A 21,007-nucleotide genomic window follows, 5' to 3' on the forward strand; every position below is an offset into this window, starting at 1 on the left:
TCATTAATGAAAAAAGTCACTCTAATTAGTGGCAGTACCATGGGTAGTGCTGAATATGTCGCAGAACACCTTGCAGAGATCTTATCTGAGGAAGGTTTTGAGACTGATTTACACCATGGCCCTTCACTTAATGATCTTTCTAATGAAGGGATCTGGCTGGTGGTTACTTCCACACATGGTGCAGGTGATATTCCTGACAACCTACAGCCTTTTGCTGATGAGATTTCGGCAGACTCTATTGATCTTAGCAATATCTCTTTTGGTGCTATCGGTATAGGAAGTAGTGAATACGACACTTTCTGTGGTGCGATCAGAACATTGGATCAAAAATTAATAGAAAAAGGGGCTACTCGCCTTGGTGATCGTCTCGAAATTGATATTCAAAAGTATGACATTCCGGAAGATCCAGCTGAAGAATGGATAGCTTCTTGGAAAAATTTACTTTAATTTGCACAAAAAAACAGCAAACAGATGTGGATAACTCTGCTCAAAAGCAGGGGTTAACCCGTAGTTATCCATTGTATAAGCCTCTATCAAGAAATGACCTGTGCATAACTCGTCATTTTGATCCCAGCTTATCAGCAGATAGATCACGGATCATTCACAGTATATGATCCTTTACACTTTTATGATCTTTAAATAGAAAATCCACTTATCCACAGAGGATCGCTTCCTTAATAAAAGATCTAATAAAGAGATCTTTAAATAAAAAGATCTTTAAATAATTACCTGCGGATCAGCTCGCTTGTATCTGTCAAAAAGTTGAGTAGAATTCGTTTTCCCAATGCAACACATTCAGCATTCGTAACATTTAAGGTTCACACATGTTTTATCCAGAACACTTTGACGTCATTGTCATCGGTGGTGGTCACGCCGGTACAGAAGCCGCTATGGCTGCAGCTCGTATGGGGCGTCAAACCCTATTACTGACCCACAATATTGATACTTTGGGCCAAATGTCTTGTAACCCAGCTATTGGTGGGATTGGTAAAGGGCATCTGGTAAAAGAGATCGATGCCATGGGTGGATTAATGGCAACAGCCATTGACCATGCCGGTATTCAATTTAGAACCCTTAACGCAAGTAAGGGACCCGCTGTAAGAGCAACAAGAGCACAAGCAGACCGTGTTCTTTACCGCCAAGCTGTTCGTACCACACTTGAAAATCAACCTAATTTGATGATCTTCCAACAACCAGTAGAAGATCTGATTGTTGAAAATGACCAAGTAACGGGTGCAGTTACTCGTATGGGATTAAAATTCCGTGCTAAATCAGTAGTTTTAACTGTAGGAACTTTCCTTGATGGAAAAATCCACATTGGTTTAGAAAACTACAGTGGTGGTCGTGCAGGAGATCCACCTTCAGTTTCACTATCACACCGATTACGCGAATTACCTTTACGTGTTGGTCGCTTAAAAACAGGAACGCCACCTCGAATAGATGCTAGAACTATTGATTTTAGCCAATTGGCAGTTCAGTTAGGTGATACACCAATGCCTGTTTTTTCGTTTTTAGGTAATGTGGATCAGCACCCAGAGCAAATGCCTTGCCATATCACATACACTAACGAAAAAACCCACGACGTTATCCGTAATAATCTTGATCGTAGCCCAATGTATGCAGGTGTCATCGAAGGAATAGGGCCTCGTTATTGCCCATCTATTGAAGATAAAGTGATGCGATTTGCTGATCGTAATTCACATCAGATCTTTTTAGAGCCTGAAGGTTTAACCAGTAACGAAATTTACCCAAATGGTATTTCAACAAGTTTACCTTTTGATGTTCAAATGCAAATCGTAAATTCTATGAAAGGTATGGAAAATGCGAAGATCATTAGACCTGGTTATGCCATTGAATATGACTTCTTCGATCCTAGAGATCTAAAACAAACTCTAGAAAGTAAATTTATCAACGGGTTATTCTTTGCTGGCCAAATTAACGGTACAACGGGTTATGAAGAAGCTGCGGCTCAAGGTATGCTTGCAGGGCTTAATGCTGCACGTTATGCCTATGATCAAGAAGGTTGGTTCCCACGTCGTGATCAAGCTTACATTGGTGTATTAGTTGACGATCTTTGTACTCTTGGTACAAAAGAGCCATACCGTATGTTTACGTCTCGTGCGGAATATCGCTTGATGCTACGTGAAGATAACGCAGATTTACGTCTGACAGAAATTGCTCGAGAATTAGGCATGGTTGATGATAACCGCTGGGCTCAATTTAGTGAAAAAGTTGAACTTGTTGAAAAAGAACGTCAACGTTTAAGAAATATTTGGGTTCATCCTCAAGCAGATAACCTTTCTGAAATCAATGAATTACTAAATACCCCATTATCCAAAGAAGCCAATGGTGAAGATCTATTGCGTCGTCCTGAAGTGACATACGAGATACTGAAAAAAATACCTCGTTTTGCACCTGGTATTGACGATTCAAAACCACAAGCGGCAGAACAAGTTGAGATCCAAGTTAAATACGAAGGTTACATTAATCGCCAACAAGAAGAGATCGAAAAGAAACAGCGTAACGAAAACGCGGCATTACCGATAGATCTCGACTACAAGCAAGTAAGTGGGTTATCTAACGAAGTTATTGCTAAACTTAACGATCATAAACCGACGTCTATCGGTCAAGCATCAAGGATCTCAGGTGTAACACCTGCTGCTATCTCTATTTTATTAGTGTGGTTAAAAAAACAAGGCTTATTACGCAGGAGTGCATCATGAGTGACTTACTTAATCGGCTAAAAAAGCTGGCTAAGCAAGCCAATATTGAGCTAACAGATATTCAAGCTGAAAAGCTAACGGGTTATGTGATGATGCTTGATAAGTGGAATAAGGCGTATAACCTGACCTCCGTCAGAGATCCACAGCAAATGCTAATCCGCCATATATTGGATAGTATTGTGGTTAGCCAATACCTTGAAGGTGAAAGATTTATTGATGTAGGTACAGGGCCCGGATTACCAGGTATTCCTTTGGCTATAATGCGTCCCGATCATCACTTTGTCTTATTGGATAGTTTAGGTAAGCGAGTTCGCTTTATGAAGCAAGTTCAGCATGAGTTAGGGCTTCATAACATCGAGCCGGTTCAATATCGTGTTGAAGAGTACCAACCTGAGAAACCTTTTGATGGTGTTATCAGCCGTGCATTTGCATCTATGAAAGACATGCTTTCTTGGTGTTCTCATTTGGTGGCTGAAGAACAAGGGTATTTTTATGCATTAAAAGGACAAATTCATCAAGAAGAGTTAGATGAACTTGCTGATAATGGATTAAAAGCACCTAAGAAAGTGATCAGTTTATCCATTCCTGAATTGAATGAACAAAGACATTTGGTGATTATTTAATCAAAACTTACCTGCATTATTGATCTTTTTTTCATTTTTTGTGCTCTGGCGATAATATTTACAATGTTATCGCCATTTGTTTTATGGGGAATTATAGGTAGTGTTAATTTTCACCTTAATGGAACAATAAATTAACATTTTATTATCTTTTGCGTTAATTCGCTTTGTAGCCTGAGTTTTCCTTATTTTATTTCCAAAATAAATTAATAATTCTGTGCATTATAAAAATATTGAATTTATTTAATTGAAAATGGGTCAATTCTTTTCCAATTGACACTAAATTGTTCATAAAAGGGAAGTTAATTGTTAACTTAGTTATATATTTTATGAAATAAGCTTTATTTATACTTTTATATTTGTGATGTATATCACGCTATTTATTTTATTCGGCTCTATTATTTTTACTCTTTTTGTCCTTAATCATTTTTCATAAATGGAACCTTGGTAAGAAATTTAAATTAATCTTCACTTTTTCGCTACTTATTGATTGAATTCATTGCCACGCCCCGTATAATTTGCTCGTTTTTGTCACTTGACACTTTATAGCAAAGACAGTTTGATACATCATTCAGTAATACCTTTTACGATAGCTAGTCTGGAGAATACAAACGTCATGTCTGTCTCCCTCTACAACGGGAAAGTTGCACTGAAACTGTTATTTTTGCAGTTTATGACTTTTGTTATTCTCAGTGCGAGTTTCTACTTAAAGAGTACAGACTGGAGTTTTTCAGCTTTTTTAGGCGGAATGGCATGTTGGTTACCCAATATTGCTTTTCTTTTGTTAATGCGCTTACAAAAAGTCAATGAAGAAGAAGCTCCAGTTCGCATAAACTGGCTTTTTGCTTTCAGTGAAGGGTTGAAGGTTATATTATCAATAGCCTTGCTGATTGTTGCTTTAGGAGTGTTTAAAGCGGCATTTGCACCACTGGTCATGACCTACTTAGCGGTGCTTGTTATGCAGGTCGTTGCACCAGCCGTCATTAACGGTTAGCGTTTTTAACAACAAAAGGGTAATTGGCATCATGTCTGCATCAGGAGAAGCATTAACCACTAGAGACTACATAGGTCACCACCTGAATAACCTTCAGTTGGACCTACGTACTTTCGAGTTGGTCAATCCCCATGCTGAAAATGCGCCATCATTCTGGGTGTTAAATATTGACTCACTTTTCTTTTCAGTATTAATGGGAGCATTATTCCTATGGCTGTTTAGAAAAGTAGCAGTAAGAGCAACCAGTGGCGTACCGGGAAAATTCCAGACTGCAGTAGAAATGATCATCGGTTTCGTTGATAGCAGCGTTCGTGATATGTATCACGGAAAGAGCAAGGTCATTGCACCTTTGGCATTGACTGTGTTCGTTTGGGTGCTGTTAATGAATGCCCTGGATTTATTACCAATCGACTTCATCCCTTATATCGGTGAACACATCTTAGGGTTACCAGCGTTACGCATCGTTCCGACTGCGGACGTGAGTATTACTCTTTCGATGGCAATTGGTGTATTTATCCTGATCCTTTTCTATAGCATTAAGATGAAAGGCATAAAAGGGTTTACTAAAGAGCTGACTTTACAGCCTTTTAATCACCCAATTTTTATTCCTGTCAACTTAATCTTGGAAGGGGTAAGCCTGCTATCAAAACCTGTTTCACTCGGTCTTCGACTGTTTGGTAACATGTATGCAGGTGAACTGATCTTTATTCTTATTGCTGGTCTGTTACCGTGGTGGTCACAGTGGTTATTAAGCCTTCCTTGGGCGATATTCCACATACTGATTATTACGTTACAAGCCTTTATTTTCATGGTTCTAACGATTGTTTATCTGTCGATGGCATCTGAAGAACATTAATTATTAACTCTTTGAAGAAATAACTGAAACAAACTGGAGACTGTCATGGAAAACCTGAGTATGGATCTGCTGTACATGGCTGCCGCTATTATGATGGGTTTAGCTGCAATCGGTGCTGCAATCGGTATCGGAATCCTCGGAGGCAAATTTTTAGAAGGTGCTGCTCGTCAGCCTGATCTGATCCCTCTTCTGCGTACACAGTTCTTTATCGTTATGGGTCTGGTTGACGCCATCCCAATGATTGCTGTGGGTCTGGGCCTTTACGTGATGTTTGCTGTTGCCTAATGATGGTAATGAGCAGTAAAAGCATCAAGTTAGTTTATAACCAAAAAAGAGGTATTGTGCTGTGAATTTAAATGCAACAATCCTCGGCCAGGCCGTCGCATTTGTCCTGTTTGTTTTGTTCTGCATGAAATTCGTATGGCCACCAATCATGGCGGCCATTGAAAAACGTCAAAAAGAAATTGCTGACGGTTTATCATCTGCAGAACGTGCTAAAAAGGACTTAGATTTAGCGAAAGCCGATGCAGGCGATCAGCTAGCGAAAGCAAAAGCAGAAGCACAAGCAATCATTGAATCAGCGAATAAACAACGCACTCAAATGATTGAAGAAGCTAAAGCAGAAGCAGAGCAAGAACGTAGTAAGATCGTTGCACAAGCTCAATCCGAACTGGATGCAGAGCGTAAACGTGCTCGTGAAGAACTTCGTAAACAAGTCGCAATGCTGGCTATCGCAGGTGCCGAGAAAATTATTGAACGTTCCGTGGATGAAGCTGCTAATAGCGACATCGTTGATAAACTGGTCGCTGAACTGTAAGGAGGGAGGGGCATGTCTGAAATAGCAACTGTAGCTCGCCCCTACGCCAAAGCAGCTTTTGACTTTGCTGTGGAAAACCAGGCTGTCGATAAATGGCAGGTTATGCTGGCGTTCACCGCTGAAGTAGCACGCAATGAGCAGGTAACCGAATTACTTTCTGGTTCTTTAGCATCAGAAAAACTGGCTAACATCTTCGCTGACCTTTGTGGCGATCAATTAGATGAACATGCTCAGAATTTAATTCGTGTTATGGCTGAGAATGGCCGTTTATCAACGTTGCCTGAAGTATTGAGCCAATTTATTCAATTGCGCGCAGTACTAGAGTCAACGGTTGACGTTGAAGTAACTTCTGCCATTGAGCTAACTAAACAGCAGCTAGCTAACATTTCTGCAGCGATGGAAAATCGTCTATCACGCAAAGTGAAGCTGAATTGCAAAATTGATAAGTCTGTTATCGCAGGCATGATTATACGCGCCGGTGACCTCGTCATCGATGGCAGTATTCGTGGCCGTTTAGAGCGATTAACTGACGTCTTGCAGTCTTAAGGGGACTGGAGCATATGCAACTGAATTCCACTGAAATCAGCGAACTGATCAAGCAGCGCATTGCTCAGTTCAATGTAGTGAGTGAAGCTCACAATGAAGGTACGATTGTTTCCGTCAGTGACGGTATCATTCGTATCCACGGTTTAGCCGAAGTTATGCAGGGTGAGATGATCGCACTGCCGGGTAACCGTTTCGCTATCGCACTGAACTTAGAGCGCGACTCTGTTGGTGCGGTTGTGATGGGTCCTTATGCTGACTTAGCAGAAGGCATGAAAGTTAAATGTACAGGTCGTATTCTGGAAGTACCTGTTGGGCGTGGTCTGCTTGGCCGTGTGGTAAACACACTGGGTGAGCCGATTGATGGTAAAGGTGCCGTAGAGCATGATGGATTCTCACCTGTTGAGATGATTGCTCCTGGTGTTATCGACCGTCAATCAGTTGATCAGCCTGTACAAACAGGTTACAAATCAGTCGATGCCATGATCCCAATCGGTCGTGGTCAGCGTGAATTGATCATCGGTGACCGTCAAACAGGTAAAACTGCTCTGGCTGTCGATGCGATTATCAATCAACGCGACTCTGGCATTAAATGTATTTATGTCGCTATCGGTCAGAAAGCCTCTACTATTTCGAACGTTGTTCGTAAATTAGAAGAACATGGCGCGTTAGAAAACACCATTGTTGTTGTTGCTTCTGCATCAGAATCAGCAGCACTGCAATACCTCGCTCCTTATTCAGGTTGCGCAATGGGTGAATACTTCCGTGACCGTGGTGAAGATGCCCTGATTATTTATGATGACCTGTCTAAACAGGCTGTCGCATACCGTCAAATTTCACTATTACTTCGTCGTCCACCTGGACGTGAAGCATATCCTGGTGACGTTTTCTACTTGCACTCCCGTTTACTTGAGCGTGCTGCTCGCGTTAATGCTGAGTACGTAGAAGCATTCACTAATGGTGAAGTTAAAGGTAAAACCGGCTCTCTGACTGCGTTGCCAATTATCGAAACGCAAGCAGGGGACGTTTCTGCATTCGTTCCTACGAACGTAATCTCTATTACCGATGGTCAGATCTTCTTAGAATCTAACCTGTTTAACGCAGGTATCCGTCCAGCTGTTAACCCAGGGATCTCCGTATCTCGTGTAGGTGGTGCAGCTCAGACTAAGATCATGAAGAAACTTTCTGGTGGTATTCGTACTGCACTTGCGCAGTATCGTGAGCTGGCAGCATTCTCACAGTTCGCTTCAGATCTGGATGATGCTACCCGTAAACAATTGAACCACGGTCAGAAAGTGACTGAATTGCTGAAACAGAAACAGTACGAACCAATGTCTGTTGCACAACAGTCTTTAGCACTGTATGCCGCAGAACGTGGTTATCTGGAAGATGTTGAAATTTCAAAAGTTGTGCCATTTGAAGCGGCTTTATTAGCTTATGCCTCTCGTGAACATGCTGATTTATTGAAAGAAATCAACCAGACCGGTACTTATAACGAAGAAATCGAAGCGAAGCTGAAAGGCGTGCTAGAAAACTTCAAAGCGACTCAGTCCTGGTAATAACTATTCGGCCTAATAGTTAAACATTAGGCCGTCTGGTTCATGAGGAGAAGCAGAAATGGCCGGCGCAAAAGAGATACGTTCGAAGATCGCCAGTGTGCAAAACACACAGAAGATCACTAAAGCGATGGAGATGGTCGCCGCGTCGAAAATGCGTAAAACGCAGGAACGCATGGCAGCCAGCCGTCCTTATGCAGAAACCATGCGCAGTGTGATTGGTCACCTTGCGTTAGGGAATCTGGAATACAAACATCCATACCTCGAAGAGCGTGAAGTTAAACGTGTCGGGTACCTGGTTGTTTCGACCGACCGTGGTTTGTGTGGTGGTTTGAACATTAACTTGTTCAAAAAACTGCTGGCAGACATGAAAGAGTGGTCTGAAAAAGGTGTACAGGTAGATTTAGCTCTAGTGGGTTCTAAAGCAGCTTCATTCTTCGGCTCTGTGGGCGGAAATGTTGTTGGTCAGGTAACCGGCATGGGCGATGATCCAAAACTGTCAGACCTTATCGGTCCAGTCAATATCATGTTGCAGGCTTATGACGAAGGTCGTTTAGATAAACTGTATGTGGTGGCAAATAAGTTCATCAATACCATGGCTCAAGAGCCTAAAATTCTTCAGGTTTTACCATTACCACCAGGTGATGATGAAGAGCTGAAAGAAAAATCTTGGGATTATCTGTACGAACCTGATCCTAAGGCGTTACTGGATACTTTACTGCGTCGTTATATCGAATCGCAGGTTTACCAGAGCGTCGTAGAGAACTTAGCGAGTGAGCAGGCCGCCCGAATGGTCGCGATGAAAGCCGCTACAGATAACGGTGGTAACCTGATTAAAGAGCTGCAATTGGTGTACAACAAAGCACGCCAAGCAAGCATTACTCAGGAACTTACAGAAATTGTGTCTGGTGCAGCCGCGGTATAACAGCTAGGTTTACGAATTACGTAGAGGATTCAAGATGGCTACTGGAAAGATTGTCCAGGTAATCGGCGCCGTAGTGGACGCCGAATTCCCTCAGGATAGCGTCCCTAAAGTATACGACGCTCTTGAGGTTATGAATGGTAAAGAAAAACTGGTGCTGGAAGTTCAGCAACAGTTAGGCGGTGGTATCGTTCGTTGTATCGCAATGGGTACATCAGACGGTTTAAGCCGTGGCTTAAAAGTTGAAAACTTAGGCCACCCAATTGAAGTACCAGTAGGTAAAGCAACACTAGGACGTATCATGAACGTTCTGGGTACACCTATTGATATGAAAGGTGATATTGCAACTGAAGAACGTTGGTCAATTCACCGTGAAGCACCAACCTACGAAGAGTTATCAAACTCACAAGAACTGCTTGAAACCGGTATCAAAGTAATGGACTTAATCTGTCCGTTTGCTAAAGGTGGTAAAGTAGGTCTGTTTGGTGGTGCGGGTGTTGGTAAAACAGTTAACATGATGGAATTGATCCGTAATATCGCGATCGAGCACTCAGGTTACTCTGTATTTGCCGGTGTTGGTGAGCGTACTCGTGAGGGTAACGACTTCTATCATGAAATGACAGATTCTAACGTTCTTGACAAAGTATCGTTAGTTTATGGTCAGATGAATGAGCCACCAGGAAACCGTCTACGTGTAGCACTGACTGGTCTGACTATGGCTGAAAAATTCCGTGATGAAGGCCGTGACGTACTGTTATTCGTCGATAACATCTATCGTTACACCTTAGCCGGTACAGAAGTATCAGCACTGTTAGGTCGTATGCCATCAGCGGTAGGTTACCAGCCAACATTGGCTGAAGAGATGGGTGTTCTGCAAGAACGTATCACTTCAACCAAAACAGGTTCAATCACCTCTGTACAAGCTGTATACGTACCTGCGGATGACTTAACTGACCCATCACCAGCAACAACGTTTGCTCACTTAGATGCAACAGTTGTACTGAGCCGTCAAATTGCTTCATTAGGTATCTACCCTGCGGTTGACCCACTGGATTCTACCAGTCGTCAGTTAGACCCACTGGTAGTTGGCCAAGAGCACTATGATGTCGCTCGTGGTGTTCAGTCTATCCTGCAACGTTATCAGGAACTGAAAGACATCATCGCTATCTTAGGTATGGATGAACTGTCAGAAGAAGATAAACTGGTTGTTGCGCGTGCGCGTAAGATCCAGCGCTTCCTGTCACAGCCATTCTTCGTTGCTGAAGTATTTACCGGATCACCAGGTAAGTTCGTTTCCCTGAAAGACACTATCCGTGGCTTTAAAGGTATTCTGAACGGTGATTATGACCACCTGCCAGAGCAGGCGTTCTATATGGTTGGTACTATCGAAGAAGCAGTAGAAAAAGCTAAGAAGCTTTAATACGGCTGACGGGAGGTTGATATGGCCGATACATCGTTCCACCTGAAAGTTGTCAGCGCTGAAAAGCAGTTATATGACGGCGAAGTCAAACGAATTCAGGTAACTGGTAGCGAAGGTGAGCTCGGTATTTATCCGCAGCATACCCCGTTATTAACTGCCATAAAACCGGGCATGGTACGTGTCGTAAAAACATCGGGCGAAGAAGAGGTTATCTACCTTTCAGGTGGTATTCTCGAAGTTCAGCCGACTGGCGTCATTGTACTGGCAGATACAGCTATCCGTGGTCGTGATTTGGATGAAGCGAAAGCGTTGGAATCTAAGCGTAAAGCTGAAGAACACATTCAATCCTCTCATGGTGATGTTGATTATGCTCAAGCATCAGCAGAATTAGCCAAAGCGATTGCAAAACTACGTGTAATCGAACTGACTCGACGTTGATGTAAATAGGCAGTCTATGAATAAAAAAGCCAGTTGGTTCTTAGCTAACTGGCTTTTTTGCGTCATGAAATATTTTGTGTGACGAAATATGTAGTATTATTTAGCATAAACAGGTTTACTTGCCATTCTTTACGGGAGTTATCGGGTTAATTATGTCTAATTCAGCTAAAAGCGTTGTTATTCTTGCTGCGGGAAAAGGCACCCGCATGTATTCACAGTTACCTAAAGTTCTTCATAAACTTGCGGGTAAATCCATGGTTCAACATGTGATTGATACTGCTAAGTCATTAGGTGCTCAACAAACACACCTTGTCTATGGACATGGTGGTGAGCTAATGAAAGAAAAATTAGGTTCACAACCTGTTAATTGGGTACTACAAGCAGAGCAACTAGGAACGGGTCACGCAATGCAGCAAGCCGCGCCTTTCTTTGCTGATGATGAAGATATCCTGATGCTTTATGGTGATGTTCCTCTTATAACCAAAGAAACATTAGAACGTTTAATTGAAGTTAAACCAGAAGGCGGTATTGGTTTATTAACGGTTATTTTAGATAATCCAACTGGCTATGGTCGTATTGTTCGTGAAAATGGTGAAGTAACTGGCATCATCGAACAAAAAGATGCTTCTGAAGAACAACTCAAAATTAATGAAATCAACACTGGCATTTTAGTGGCTAATGGTGGTGATTTAAAACGTTGGTTAGGTAAGCTCGATAATAACAATGCACAAAAAGAGTATTACATTACTGATATTATCGCGTTAGCGCATAAAGAAGGTCGTAAAATTGAAACGGCTCATCCTCGTCGCCATAGTGAAATGGAAGGCGTAAATAACCGTCTACAACTGGCTGCATTAGAGCGTATTTACCAAACAGAACAAGCAGAGCGCTTATTATTAGAAGGTGTTATGTTGCTTGATCCTGCGCGCTTTGATTTACGTGGAACATTAACTCATGGTAAAGATGTGGTGATTGATACCAACGTTATCATTGAAGGTAATGTGACGTTGGGAAATAACGTTGAAATTGGTACAGGTTGTGTTCTAAAAAACTGTGTGATTGGTGATAATTCTATTATTAGCCCATATACGGTGATCGAGGATGCAAACTTAGCACAAGAGTGTACAGTTGGCCCATTTGCACGTCTTCGCCCAGGTAGTGAATTAGCTGATAAAGCTCACGTGGGTAACTTTGTTGAGATGAAAAAAGCCAGCTTAGGTATTGGCTCTAAAGCAGGTCATTTGACTTACTTAGGCGATACAGAAGTGGGTGCTAACGTTAATATCGGCGCAGGTACTATCACTTGTAACTATGATGGGGCGAATAAATTCAAAACCGTTATTGGTGATGATGTCTTTATTGGTTCAGATACTCAATTAGTGGCGCCAGTTACTGTTGCTAATGGTGCAACCATTGGTGCAGGAACAACACTCACTAAAAACGTAAATGAAAACGAATTAGTGATCAGTCGAGTTAAGCAAACTCATATCAGTGGATGGAAACGTCCAGTGAAGAAAAAACAATAATTTTAAGAGAAGGGCGTATATTTAATTAGCGCCCTTTTCTTGTACTCTATTATTCTAAAAACAAAAAATATCTCCGCTTTCTACAATGGCTTGGGGAAAAGACCAATCAGGTATAAGACATCCAAGTGCGAATAAACGCACAGTTTTAGGAATAACACAATGTGTGGAATAGTAGGTGCAGTTGCACAACGCGATATCGCTGAAATCTTAATTGAAGGCTTACGTCGTCTAGAATACCGCGGTTATGATTCTGCGGGGTTAGCCGTTGTTGATAATGACTGCAAAATGACACGTTTGCGTGAAGCTGGCAAAGTACAAATGTTGGCTGATGAAGCAGAAAAAACACAAGTCATTGGTGGCACAGGTATTGCTCATACACGTTGGGCAACACATGGTGAACCTTGTGAAGATAATGCACATCCTCATGTATCTGGTACTATTGCCGTGGTACACAATGGTATTATCGAAAACTACCAAGACCTGAAAGCAGAATTAATTAAAAAAGGGTATCAGTTTGCTTCTCAAACAGATACCGAAGTGATTGCTCACTTGGCAAACTGGGAACAGCGCCAAGGCGGCACATTACGTGAAGTTGTACAGCGCGTTATTCCTCAATTACGTGGTGCTTACGGTACTGTAATTATGGATAGTCGCACACCAGAATTATTAGTTGCCGCACGTTCTGGTAGTCCGCTGGTGGTTGGTCTTGGTGTGGGAGAAAACTTCCTTGCTTCTGACCAATTAGCATTATTGCCAGTGACTCGTCGCTTTATCTACCTTGAAGAAGGGGATATTGTTGAAATTACACGCCGTCATGTCCATATTTTTGATGTAAATGGTGAAGAAGTTAATCGTGATACGATTGAATCTAACGTTCAATACGATGCGGGTGATAAAGGTGTTTATCGCCACTACATGCAAAAAGAGATCTACGAACAGCCTCTGGCGATTAAAAACACCCTTGAAGGTCGTTTAAAATCAGATTCGATTGATCTCAGTGAATTAGGCCCTAAAGCTGAAGAGATCTTATCTAAAGTTGAACACATTCAAATAGTAGCTTGTGGGACTTCTTATAACGCAGGTATGGTTTCTCGTTATTGGTTTGAATCGTTAGCGGGCATTCCTTGTGATGTCGAAATTGCATCTGAATATCGCTACCGTAAACCAGCAACTCGCCGTAATAGCTTATTGATCACATTATCCCAATCAGGTGAAACCGCAGATACGTTAGCGGCGCTACGTTTATCTAAAGAGTTAGGATATTTATCATCACTGGCGATTTGTAACGTGGCTGGATCTTCTTTAGTGCGTGAATCTGAATTTGTTTTAATGACTAAAGCAGGTGCTGAAATTGGTGTTGCATCAACTAAAGCGTTCACAACACAGTTAACAGTTCTATTAATGCTGGTGGCATATATGGGACGCATTAAAGGTGTTGCAACATTAGAACATGAAGTTTCAACAGCATTACATGCATTACCAAGCCGTATTGAAAGCATGTTATCGAAAGATAAAGTGATTGAAGCCTTAGCTGAAGATTTCTCAGAAAAAAGCCATGCTTTATTCTTAGGTCGTGGCGACCAATACCCGATTGCGGTAGAAGGTGCATTAAAGCTAAAAGAGATCTCTTATATTCATGCTGAAGCTTATGCTGCTGGTGAGTTAAAACATGGTCCATTAGCATTAATTGATGCGGATATGCCGGTTATCATTATTGCGCCAAACAATGAATTATTAGAAAAATTAAAATCTAATATCGAAGAAGTTCGCGCACGTGGTGGTTTACTGTATGTGTTTGCTGATCAAGATGCAGGCTTTGAAGAAAACGAAACGATGAAGTTAATTTCTCTGCCTCACGTTGAAGAGCTTATCGCACCGATTTTCTATACCGTACCATTACAGTTGTTGTCTTATCATGTTGCTTTAATTAAAGGCACAGACGTAGACCAACCTCGTAACTTAGCAAAATCAGTTACAGTTGAATAAAGATTAGCTTTATTCTAAAAGAACCAGTCATGCTGTAAAAAGCAGGCTGGTTTTTTTATGGGTAAATAAAAAAATAAAGCACATTTACTCTCTATATCATGATTGAAGCAATGGCATAGGTTGCCTAGGATTATCTTTATATTGTTGTGATAAAGGAGTAACACTATGGCGAATGAAGAAGAGAATACATCAATATTGAGCATGTCCCTTTCAAGTTTAAATATCGCTTCAACAAGAAGAAGCTAGTCATCTGCTCGCTTTGTATAAAATACAGATAGAACAGGGTGATATACAAAAAGCCTATCATTACCTTATGTGTTATATGATGCATTTAAAGGCTTATTTTTCTCGCTATCTACCAGATACATTTTCGATAGGTAATATTTCCCCTGGGTATTTAGATTTTACTTATTTTCCTTTTTTTGATGATTTTTTACGTGAGCGAAAATTACGTTTGGGTATTGTATTAAATCACCAATCCCTTCAATTTGAATTATGGTTAATGGGGCAAAATGCACTTGTTCAACAAGATTACTGGGAATTACTAAAAACAAGTAAATGGAATAGAAAACGGACAGACAAGATCTTTCAAGAAGCCTTAAAAACAACAACAAAAATAACAGATGAAATAAAGCAACGAGAAGCATCTTGATAAGCGATAAAACTCTGCCCGCAAATCGATAACAGGCAGAGGAAAATAGCACTATCGGAGAGATATATCGCTATTAAAACAACACTACAGTAAGAACAAAACTAATTAAGAAAAATAAGTAAGAAAAACCTAGTTGTAAGACTTAAATAGAGATTGATTACCTGACTTATCAAAAGCAATAACTTGGTAAGGCTCTTTATAATCACCAGCATACATACCTAAACTTCCCGCAGGCATTCCCCCAACAGCAATGCCCGATTTCGATTTATCCACTAAGTCGATATTTTTTAAGCTATCAACCGGGATATGTCCAACTAAGTCCTTACCTTGGTAAGTTGCCAAGTGGCAACTTAATAAATTATTTGGCACGCCTGCTTGTTGATATTTTTCCATTAATTGAGTTTCTGAAACGATATTCACTTTAACGTTAAAGCCAGCTTCTTTTACACCATCAGCCCATAAAGTACAGCATCCACAACTCTCTGTTTTATAAACCTCAACAACATTATGATTAGAAGCATAAGCTGTACTTGTAAAAGCTGAGATTGCAATGATAGAAGTCAGTAATAAATTTTTCATTGTTTATTCCTTTCATTAAATTGATAGAGAGACAATAATCTTTCCCCCTACGGGAAGGTCAATTTAATAAAGGTATAAACACGTAGAATTTTGTAAAAAAATATTTATAGAAAACAAAGATATAAATAATACTCTGTTTATTCTTTTCTTAATGATTTGTTGATATAAAAAGAAAAAAGCCTGCATAGCAGGCTAAAAATGGAGAAAGTAGGGTAAACATAGAGTTAGGATGTAAATGATTATGAGGGTATCTCATTAGTTAAATCACCTCTTGCGAAGAGTGATTGTGCTTTAACTGATAGTGAGTATAAACCTAAGCTTAACTTGAGGTTAAAGCGGATAAATTTGTATAAGGTGTACAATTTTATTGATTGAATTTAAAAAATGAAAACAAAAAAAAGCCAACTTATTCAATTAATTGGCTTTTTGTAAGGTATATTGGTTGGCTTTAGATGCAAATTATTTGATATTAATTATTTAATAATTGTAATTTGTTTTACATCGATCTCAGTACTTGTCCACTCTTTATCAACCTTACCTTCAATTCTGACTGTATTCTCAGGTGTGACTGTTTGTCCGCGCCATCTTTTATTATCAATATCTACATTGATACCGCCGGTGCTATCTTCAAAAACATACAGCTCATCGCCAATTTTTTTGGTAATTTTACCCGTTAAGATAACCCATGTGTCATCAGAAAGATCTTTTGCTTTAGCAACCGTAGTTTCACTAATAGAAGGGCCTTTAAATCCACCTTGTTCTGTTGGTGCTTGAATTGAACCTTGAAAACCACCTTGGTGTGTTGTATTTGCTTGAGATGCAAACGCTAACGTACTACCAATTAATAATACTAGAATTTTTTTCATAACAAGCTCACTTATAGGTTAATAATTCAACTAATTAATGAATTAGATTTTATTTCATTTTTATGTATAAAACCGCATGTTAAGGTAAATTTTAGTATTAATATATCAACTGATTGATATTACCCCTTAAATTGTAGTTCTTTATTTTTCTTTGTGTTTTTTATTGATATAAGCATCTATCACTAAATACTTCTTTTCTCTAAGTTAAATCCACTGGTTATTTCCCCTTGGGATCGGTGCTAGCGGTTATTCAAAAATATACCCTTCGGGATCATTGTTTTTAGATCTATTACCTCTTATTATCCAGCGCCTTCAAATTTTTTTTAATTTTCCCCTATTATTTTTAGAGGTTTTAGGTTTTATGACTAACGAACGCATTGCCAATCCGGGTCCATTAGGTTTAATGGGTTTTGGTATGACAACGATTTTGTTGAACATACATAATGCCGGTTTTTTCCCTGTTGTCTCAGTCATTATGAGTATGGGAATTTTTTATGGTGGGATCGCACAAGTTATTGCTGGTATTTTTGAGTTCAAAAAAGGCAATACTTTTGGCGCAACCGCATTTACCTCTTATGGTTTCTTTTGGATAACATTGGTAGGAATTTGGTTATTACCCGTGATGGGCTTAAGTGAGCCAACAACCCCTCTCTTTTTAGGTGTCTTTTTAGCATTATGGGGAATATTTACCTTTTTCATGTTTATTGGCACATTAAAAGCCAATAGAGCATTACAGTTTGTTTTTTTAAGCCTGACAATTTTATTTGCCCTACTGGCGATTGGAAATATCACTGGTAATGCACTGATTTTAAAAATTGCCGGCTTTGAAGGTATTATTTGTGGCGCCAGTGCTTTTTATCTAGCAATGGCTGAAGTATTAAATGAGATGTATGGCAGAACAATACTGCCAATTGGTCACAAGTAACTGTTTTATAGAGAAGTGGCTATTTAGCCACTTCTACTACTTGGCTTTTTCGTCGTACTAATTTTCTTGCACACCATGCATAAAGTAACCCAGCAACCACACCTGCAATATGTGATTCAGTCGATACACCTAATTGACCTGGAATTAACCCATAGGCCATTGATCCATAATAAAATAAAACAAAAAGGGCAATGACAATATCGATAATTTTCCGTCGAGTAAAAGCGTGAGCAATCAATAAAGACCATAATCCAAAGATCCAGCCACTTGCACCAACATGAATAGCACTTCGTCCAAAAATCCAAACCAACAAACCACTTACGATAATAATGAATAAGCTTGATAAAACATATTCTCGTAAAGATTGCGTCATGGATAAAAAGCTAAGAATAAGAAGAGGAAGTAGATTACTAAAAAGGTGAGACCAAGAACCATGTACAAAAGGGGCGATAAAGATGCCAATTAATCCTTCTCCTGTTCTTGGAATAATTCCCCATTGAAGAAGAGAAATAGGCAATAAAGAGCCAATTAATTGAAGTAGGATTAATGTGATCGTTAATCCACCAAGAAAGGTTAATCTTTTTTTAAACCAAATCTTATCCATAACGATAGCCTTAATACAGAGTGACGTAGATAAAACCGTTTTGATAGAAGAGCCTTTAATAAAAGAAGAAAGGCTCTTTTTTGTTTATCAGTCTAATAAATTAAGGCAAGCAGCTCCACGGGCGCCACCTGCATCACCGTGACGCGCTTTTTCTATTGCTGGAATTTGCGCATTTCCATAGACACAGTGTGAGAGATATTCAGGCAATTGGTCATACAATGCATTAAATTGTGATAATCCACCACCAATAACAATTAAATGTGGGTCAAGTACAGTAAGAATATTACTAAGGTAAATCGCAAGTACTTTCATATAACGATCAACATGTTCTTCTGTTTTCTTATCCCCAGCATAATATTGCTCAACGATATCAACAGCTCTTTGTGGCGTATGATTGAAAGCTTTATACATACGTTCAAAGCCTCGGCCTGATAAATAAGTTTCAAAACACGCTTTTTTACCACAACCACAGATAATTTTTGGCATGGTATCGCCTATGACATTATCTGCATCTACATTTAAATTCATATGGCCAATTTCACCAGCAATGCCATTTTTTCCAGAAAGCACTTTGCCATCAACAACAAAACCACCACCGACACCTGTACCTAAAATAAGGCCAAGTACAGAAGGATGATGGCGAAACTCAGGATCCCAAGCTTCTGATAAGGCAAAACAGTTGGCATCATTTTCAACTTTAACGGGCCTGTTGAGTATATGTGCGAGATCATGAACCATAGGCTTGTATTTGGCAGCTGGAACATTGGTGGTAAACACGGTTCCTTCTTTTGCATTTACAATGCCTGGCACACCTACGCCGATCTTTCCTTTACATCCTAATTCGTTGTCAGCTTCTAAAGTTAGCTCCTTAAAAACATTCAATAATGACTGATAGTCATTTTTAGGTGTAGGAACACGTTTTTGCCACACTTGAGTCAGATCTTTATCAAAAACGGCAAGCTCAATTTTTGTGCCGCCCATATCAAAACCATAATACATATCAGTCTCTTAATTATTCTGTAAATATTATTTATAGTAACAACAAGATTGTTGATACCGTGCCATTTCTATTTCAGTCAATATTTAAGTTATCTCTACTGTTTATATACACTAGGTAAAAAGGAACAGTGATTGGTGACAGTTGAGTTTTTTTTACCTATTGATGACTGCCTTCCATTAAAACACTACGTACTTTCATTAGAGCAAAGCCTAATAAATTTAATCCATTCCATAAAAGGGGATTACTGATCTCTTTGTCTTGTTCACTTAAACCTACTCCCCATATCTTATCAACGGGGCTTGCTTCCACAAGCACACGATTGCCTGTGGAAATTAAAAAAGTACCCAATGCATTATTTTGAGAAAATTTGGCGATATTGGCTCGAATAACGATATCCATACGTTGCTGCTCCCAAATTTCTTGGTTAAATCCTTTTACTTCTCGACCAAGTGCTTTAGCTGTACCAGGATTTGATGTTGCTATAATACGCTCTCGTATTTCTATATCATTAAAAAGCTTTGCTTTCTCTGCCATCATATAGTGTTCAGCACTGATGTAACGAATATCATCTAAGATAAAGGGGGCTGGATACCATTGGCTAAAGCAGCTTTTTGTGACTTCATCTGTTTTACTTTTGTGTCCCCAAAAGTAAACAAATTTTATTTTCTTACCTGTACGGAAATCTTTCTTTAATTGTTCTAAATCCATTTTCTTTCCATTATCACGAAGGCTTTTTGTTTATCTAATAAAGATAGCATAGAAGTAAAGAAGGATAGAGTGCCTTTTTGTGATTCTGTGAGTAGGTGAAGCGATTCCGCTATTTGTTCATATTGATATAATTACACGTCTTATTTTGATTAGTTTCTATCAAATCATAAAAAAAATAGAACTTAAACCCGTAGGATTGTTCTTAAAAAAACCATCTAAAAAGTATTTTATTTTATATAGTTACATAAAAGGATTATCTCAAAATGACAATATCTTATTAGTATAAAGATGTAGTTGATTAAGTATTTTTAATATAAAAAAATATAATTATGGGTATTTTTACTAATTATTGGTATATATAACTATTATTTTATTATTTTTGAATAAAATTCAAATGGTTACGTTTGTTGCATCGTGTTTTTTCATCGTTACATTTATAATTTGAACTAGGTCACGCTTGTTAGGTTGTTAAGCTAAATTAACAATACTGTTTTAAGTATAAAATATAACTTAAGTTAATTATCCTAAAATACAGGTTATTCTTAGTGGTATTTACCATAAACAAATAGTGATACTACTCATAGTTAGATAATCTATTTTTGTCTATTTTATTAGGGTGTTTTTTCTAAAACTTAATCAACTCTGATGTATTTAATTTTTTTTCAATAAAAACTGCTCATCTTAATATGATAAAAAGCAATAAATTCACCTTTTGAGTGTAAAAAATAAATCATTTTTGATGATGATCAATATGAATTAATAATATTTAACATTTTTTCTGCTCTTTTTTAGAGAATGAATTTAATTAAAATATGAGGATTTTTTTAATTTGATCTTGAAAGGTTCTTTAGTTTTTAGAGGAAATAATATTAATTAATGATTATTTTAGAATTTTATTTTTATAAAATTTATACAAATTGTTATTAGTTAATAGTAGTTATTATCCGGTTTTTAATTGTGTTTTTTGGGGTAAAAAAGACGCTATTTTCGATGATAACAATGAATGTGAAATTAAGTAAAAATACCCAAATTTATGAAGTGAAAATGAGTATCGCTTAAATTTTTACGCTTTTTTTGATGTTGTCTTTTTGATTAAAATAATTATACAATTTAATTTAAATAATCATTGCTCTTAATCAGATGGTGTTTATTTGAAATTAAAAAAATCAGTATTTATAAGATTAATTTACCCTACATAGTTGATGTTCATTAATTGATAGTTTAATAAGAGTTTAAATGTGGATTTATAAAGATATATTTAAATTTGTTTTG

Annotated in this window: 21 protein-coding genes; 16 read left to right on the forward strand and 5 right to left on the reverse strand. The window is 38.7% G+C overall.

Translation table 11 applies throughout. The features are described from left to right. Positions 1-6 precede the first annotated feature (6 nt). From mioC to LW139_RS20340, 15 genes are all read left to right on the forward strand, one after another. On the forward strand, positions 7-447 hold the full coding sequence (gene mioC / locus LW139_RS20270) for an FMN-binding protein MioC (protein WP_166539247.1): 441 nt from the start codon (positions 7-9) through the stop codon (positions 445-447). 377 nt (positions 448-824) lie between these two features. Next, the gene (gene mnmG / locus LW139_RS20275; protein ID WP_109410111.1) at positions 825-2,723 is read left to right on the forward strand and encodes a tRNA uridine-5-carboxymethylaminomethyl(34) synthesis enzyme MnmG; all 1,899 of its coding nucleotides are present in this window, start codon (positions 825-827) and stop codon (positions 2,721-2,723) included. Then, on the forward strand, positions 2,720-3,346 hold the full coding sequence (rsmG, locus tag LW139_RS20280) for a 16S rRNA (guanine(527)-N(7))-methyltransferase RsmG (RefSeq protein WP_115351346.1): 627 nt from the start codon (positions 2,720-2,722) through the stop codon (positions 3,344-3,346). The genes mnmG and rsmG overlap by 4 nt, the downstream gene beginning before the upstream one ends. 613 nt (positions 3,347-3,959) lie before the next feature. Further along, positions 3,960-4,337 carry a F0F1 ATP synthase subunit I gene (gene atpI, locus LW139_RS20285; protein WP_109410109.1) on the forward strand — a complete coding sequence of 126 codons (378 nt, stop codon included), beginning with the start codon at positions 3,960-3,962 and terminating at the stop codon, positions 4,335-4,337. Positions 4,338-4,368: 31 nt separating this feature from the next. Beyond that, positions 4,369-5,193, forward strand: a complete 825-nt coding sequence (gene atpB, locus LW139_RS20290; RefSeq protein ID WP_072071088.1) for a F0F1 ATP synthase subunit A — start codon at positions 4,369-4,371, stop codon at positions 5,191-5,193. A gap of 45 nt (positions 5,194-5,238) precedes the next feature. Further along, positions 5,239-5,478, forward strand: a complete 240-nt coding sequence (gene atpE / locus LW139_RS20295; protein ID WP_004246596.1) for a F0F1 ATP synthase subunit C — start codon at positions 5,239-5,241, stop codon at positions 5,476-5,478. A gap of 61 nt (positions 5,479-5,539) precedes the next feature. Beyond that, positions 5,540-6,010, forward strand: coding sequence for a F0F1 ATP synthase subunit B (gene atpF / locus LW139_RS20300; RefSeq protein WP_072071087.1), 471 nt, complete (start codon positions 5,540-5,542; stop codon positions 6,008-6,010). Positions 6,011-6,022: 12 nt separating this feature from the next. Continuing rightward, positions 6,023-6,556: a F0F1 ATP synthase subunit delta gene (atpH, locus tag LW139_RS20305; protein WP_072071086.1), complete on the forward strand. Its 534-nt coding sequence runs from the start codon at positions 6,023-6,025 to the stop codon at positions 6,554-6,556. A 14-nt stretch (positions 6,557-6,570) separates the two neighbouring features. Further along, positions 6,571-8,112, forward strand: coding sequence for a F0F1 ATP synthase subunit alpha (gene atpA, locus LW139_RS20310; protein WP_109410108.1), 1,542 nt, complete (start codon positions 6,571-6,573; stop codon positions 8,110-8,112). Between the two features lie 58 nt (positions 8,113-8,170). Beyond that, positions 8,171-9,034: a F0F1 ATP synthase subunit gamma gene (gene atpG / locus LW139_RS20315; protein WP_036933511.1), complete on the forward strand. Its 864-nt coding sequence runs from the start codon at positions 8,171-8,173 to the stop codon at positions 9,032-9,034. A 34-nt stretch (positions 9,035-9,068) separates the two neighbouring features. After that, complete coding sequence (gene atpD / locus LW139_RS20320) at positions 9,069-10,451, forward strand: F0F1 ATP synthase subunit beta (protein ID WP_023583323.1); 1,383 nt, start codon at positions 9,069-9,071, stop codon at positions 10,449-10,451. A gap of 21 nt (positions 10,452-10,472) precedes the next feature. After that, positions 10,473-10,889, forward strand: coding sequence for a F0F1 ATP synthase subunit epsilon (locus tag LW139_RS20325; protein ID WP_006534340.1), 417 nt, complete (start codon positions 10,473-10,475; stop codon positions 10,887-10,889). A 152-nt stretch (positions 10,890-11,041) separates the two neighbouring features. Further along, entirely contained in the window at positions 11,042-12,415 is a 1,374-nt protein-coding gene (glmU, locus tag LW139_RS20330) for a bifunctional UDP-N-acetylglucosamine diphosphorylase/glucosamine-1-phosphate N-acetyltransferase GlmU (RefSeq protein WP_227336209.1), read from the forward strand. Positions 12,416-12,574: 159 nt separating this feature from the next. Continuing rightward, the gene (gene glmS, locus LW139_RS20335) at positions 12,575-14,401 is read left to right on the forward strand and encodes a glutamine--fructose-6-phosphate transaminase (isomerizing) (RefSeq protein ID WP_247850443.1); all 1,827 of its coding nucleotides are present in this window, start codon (positions 12,575-12,577) and stop codon (positions 14,399-14,401) included. 259 nt (positions 14,402-14,660) lie between these two features. Continuing rightward, positions 14,661-15,053 (forward strand): DUF7000 family protein, encoded by a 393-nt coding sequence (locus LW139_RS20340; RefSeq protein WP_432652197.1) that lies wholly within the window; start codon positions 14,661-14,663, stop codon positions 15,051-15,053. 129 nt (positions 15,054-15,182) lie between these two features. Here LW139_RS20340 and LW139_RS20345 read toward each other — a convergent pair whose 3' ends face one another. Both LW139_RS20345 and LW139_RS20350 read right to left on the reverse strand, forming a co-directional pair. Then, positions 15,183-15,632, reverse strand: coding sequence for a DUF411 domain-containing protein (locus LW139_RS20345; protein ID WP_166539251.1), 450 nt, complete (start codon positions 15,630-15,632; stop codon positions 15,183-15,185). A 473-nt stretch (positions 15,633-16,105) separates the two neighbouring features. Then, entirely contained in the window at positions 16,106-16,513 is a 408-nt protein-coding gene (locus tag LW139_RS20350; RefSeq protein WP_413685695.1) for a YgiW/YdeI family stress tolerance OB fold protein, read from the reverse strand. A gap of 346 nt (positions 16,514-16,859) precedes the next feature. Between LW139_RS20350 and satP the strand changes: the two genes are divergently transcribed. Beyond that, positions 16,860-17,423, forward strand: a complete 564-nt coding sequence (satP, locus tag LW139_RS20355) for an acetate uptake transporter (RefSeq protein ID WP_109410100.1) — start codon at positions 16,860-16,862, stop codon at positions 17,421-17,423. Positions 17,424-17,442: 19 nt separating this feature from the next. On the opposite strand, the gene LW139_RS20360 is transcribed toward satP, so the two are convergent. From LW139_RS20360 to LW139_RS20370, 3 genes are all read right to left on the reverse strand, one after another. Next, positions 17,443-18,027: a rhomboid family intramembrane serine protease gene (locus LW139_RS20360; RefSeq protein WP_109410099.1), complete on the reverse strand. Its 585-nt coding sequence runs from the start codon at positions 18,025-18,027 to the stop codon at positions 17,443-17,445. Positions 18,028-18,114: 87 nt separating this feature from the next. After that, on the reverse strand, positions 18,115-19,026 hold the full coding sequence (nagK, locus tag LW139_RS20365) for an N-acetylglucosamine kinase (protein WP_166539253.1): 912 nt from the start codon (positions 19,024-19,026) through the stop codon (positions 18,115-18,117). A gap of 157 nt (positions 19,027-19,183) precedes the next feature. Then, on the reverse strand, positions 19,184-19,735 hold the full coding sequence (locus LW139_RS20370; RefSeq protein ID WP_227336213.1) for an NADAR family protein: 552 nt from the start codon (positions 19,733-19,735) through the stop codon (positions 19,184-19,186). Between the last annotated feature and the right edge of the window lie 1,272 nt (positions 19,736-21,007).

Source organism: Proteus vulgaris, from assembly GCF_023100685.1.
Lineage (GTDB): Bacteria > Pseudomonadota > Gammaproteobacteria > Enterobacterales > Enterobacteriaceae > Proteus.

Excerpts from the sequence above, each read along its gene's own strand:
- glmU (WP_227336209.1), top strand. The coding sequence starts at position 11,042 with ATGTCTAATTCAGCTAAAAGCGTTGTTATTCTTGCTGCGGGAAAAGGC.
- atpG (WP_036933511.1), top strand. The coding sequence starts at position 8,171 with ATGGCCGGCGCAAAAGAGATACGTTCGAAGATCGCCAGTGTGCAAAAC.
- rsmG (WP_115351346.1), top strand. The coding sequence starts at position 2,720 with ATGAGTGACTTACTTAATCGGCTAAAAAAGCTGGCTAAGCAAGCCAAT.
- atpA (WP_109410108.1), top strand. The coding sequence starts at position 6,571 with ATGCAACTGAATTCCACTGAAATCAGCGAACTGATCAAGCAGCGCATT.
- LW139_RS20325 (WP_006534340.1), top strand. The coding sequence starts at position 10,473 with ATGGCCGATACATCGTTCCACCTGAAAGTTGTCAGCGCTGAAAAGCAG.
- LW139_RS20345 (WP_166539251.1), bottom strand. The coding sequence starts at position 15,632 with ATGAAAAATTTATTACTGACTTCTATCATTGCAATCTCAGCTTTTACA.
- atpD (WP_023583323.1), top strand. The coding sequence starts at position 9,069 with ATGGCTACTGGAAAGATTGTCCAGGTAATCGGCGCCGTAGTGGACGCC.
- glmS (WP_247850443.1), top strand. The coding sequence starts at position 12,575 with ATGTGTGGAATAGTAGGTGCAGTTGCACAACGCGATATCGCTGAAATC.
- nagK (WP_166539253.1), bottom strand. The coding sequence starts at position 19,026 with ATGTATTATGGTTTTGATATGGGCGGCACAAAAATTGAGCTTGCCGTT.
- LW139_RS20370 (WP_227336213.1), bottom strand. The coding sequence starts at position 19,735 with ATGGATTTAGAACAATTAAAGAAAGATTTCCGTACAGGTAAGAAAATA.
- LW139_RS20360 (WP_109410099.1), bottom strand. The coding sequence starts at position 18,027 with ATGGATAAGATTTGGTTTAAAAAAAGATTAACCTTTCTTGGTGGATTA.
- atpH (WP_072071086.1), top strand. The coding sequence starts at position 6,023 with ATGTCTGAAATAGCAACTGTAGCTCGCCCCTACGCCAAAGCAGCTTTT.
- satP (WP_109410100.1), top strand. The coding sequence starts at position 16,860 with ATGACTAACGAACGCATTGCCAATCCGGGTCCATTAGGTTTAATGGGT.
- mnmG (WP_109410111.1), top strand. The coding sequence starts at position 825 with ATGTTTTATCCAGAACACTTTGACGTCATTGTCATCGGTGGTGGTCAC.
- atpE (WP_004246596.1), top strand. The coding sequence starts at position 5,239 with ATGGAAAACCTGAGTATGGATCTGCTGTACATGGCTGCCGCTATTATG.
- atpB (WP_072071088.1), top strand. The coding sequence starts at position 4,369 with ATGTCTGCATCAGGAGAAGCATTAACCACTAGAGACTACATAGGTCAC.
- atpI (WP_109410109.1), top strand. The coding sequence starts at position 3,960 with ATGTCTGTCTCCCTCTACAACGGGAAAGTTGCACTGAAACTGTTATTT.
- mioC (WP_166539247.1), top strand. The coding sequence starts at position 7 with ATGAAAAAAGTCACTCTAATTAGTGGCAGTACCATGGGTAGTGCTGAA.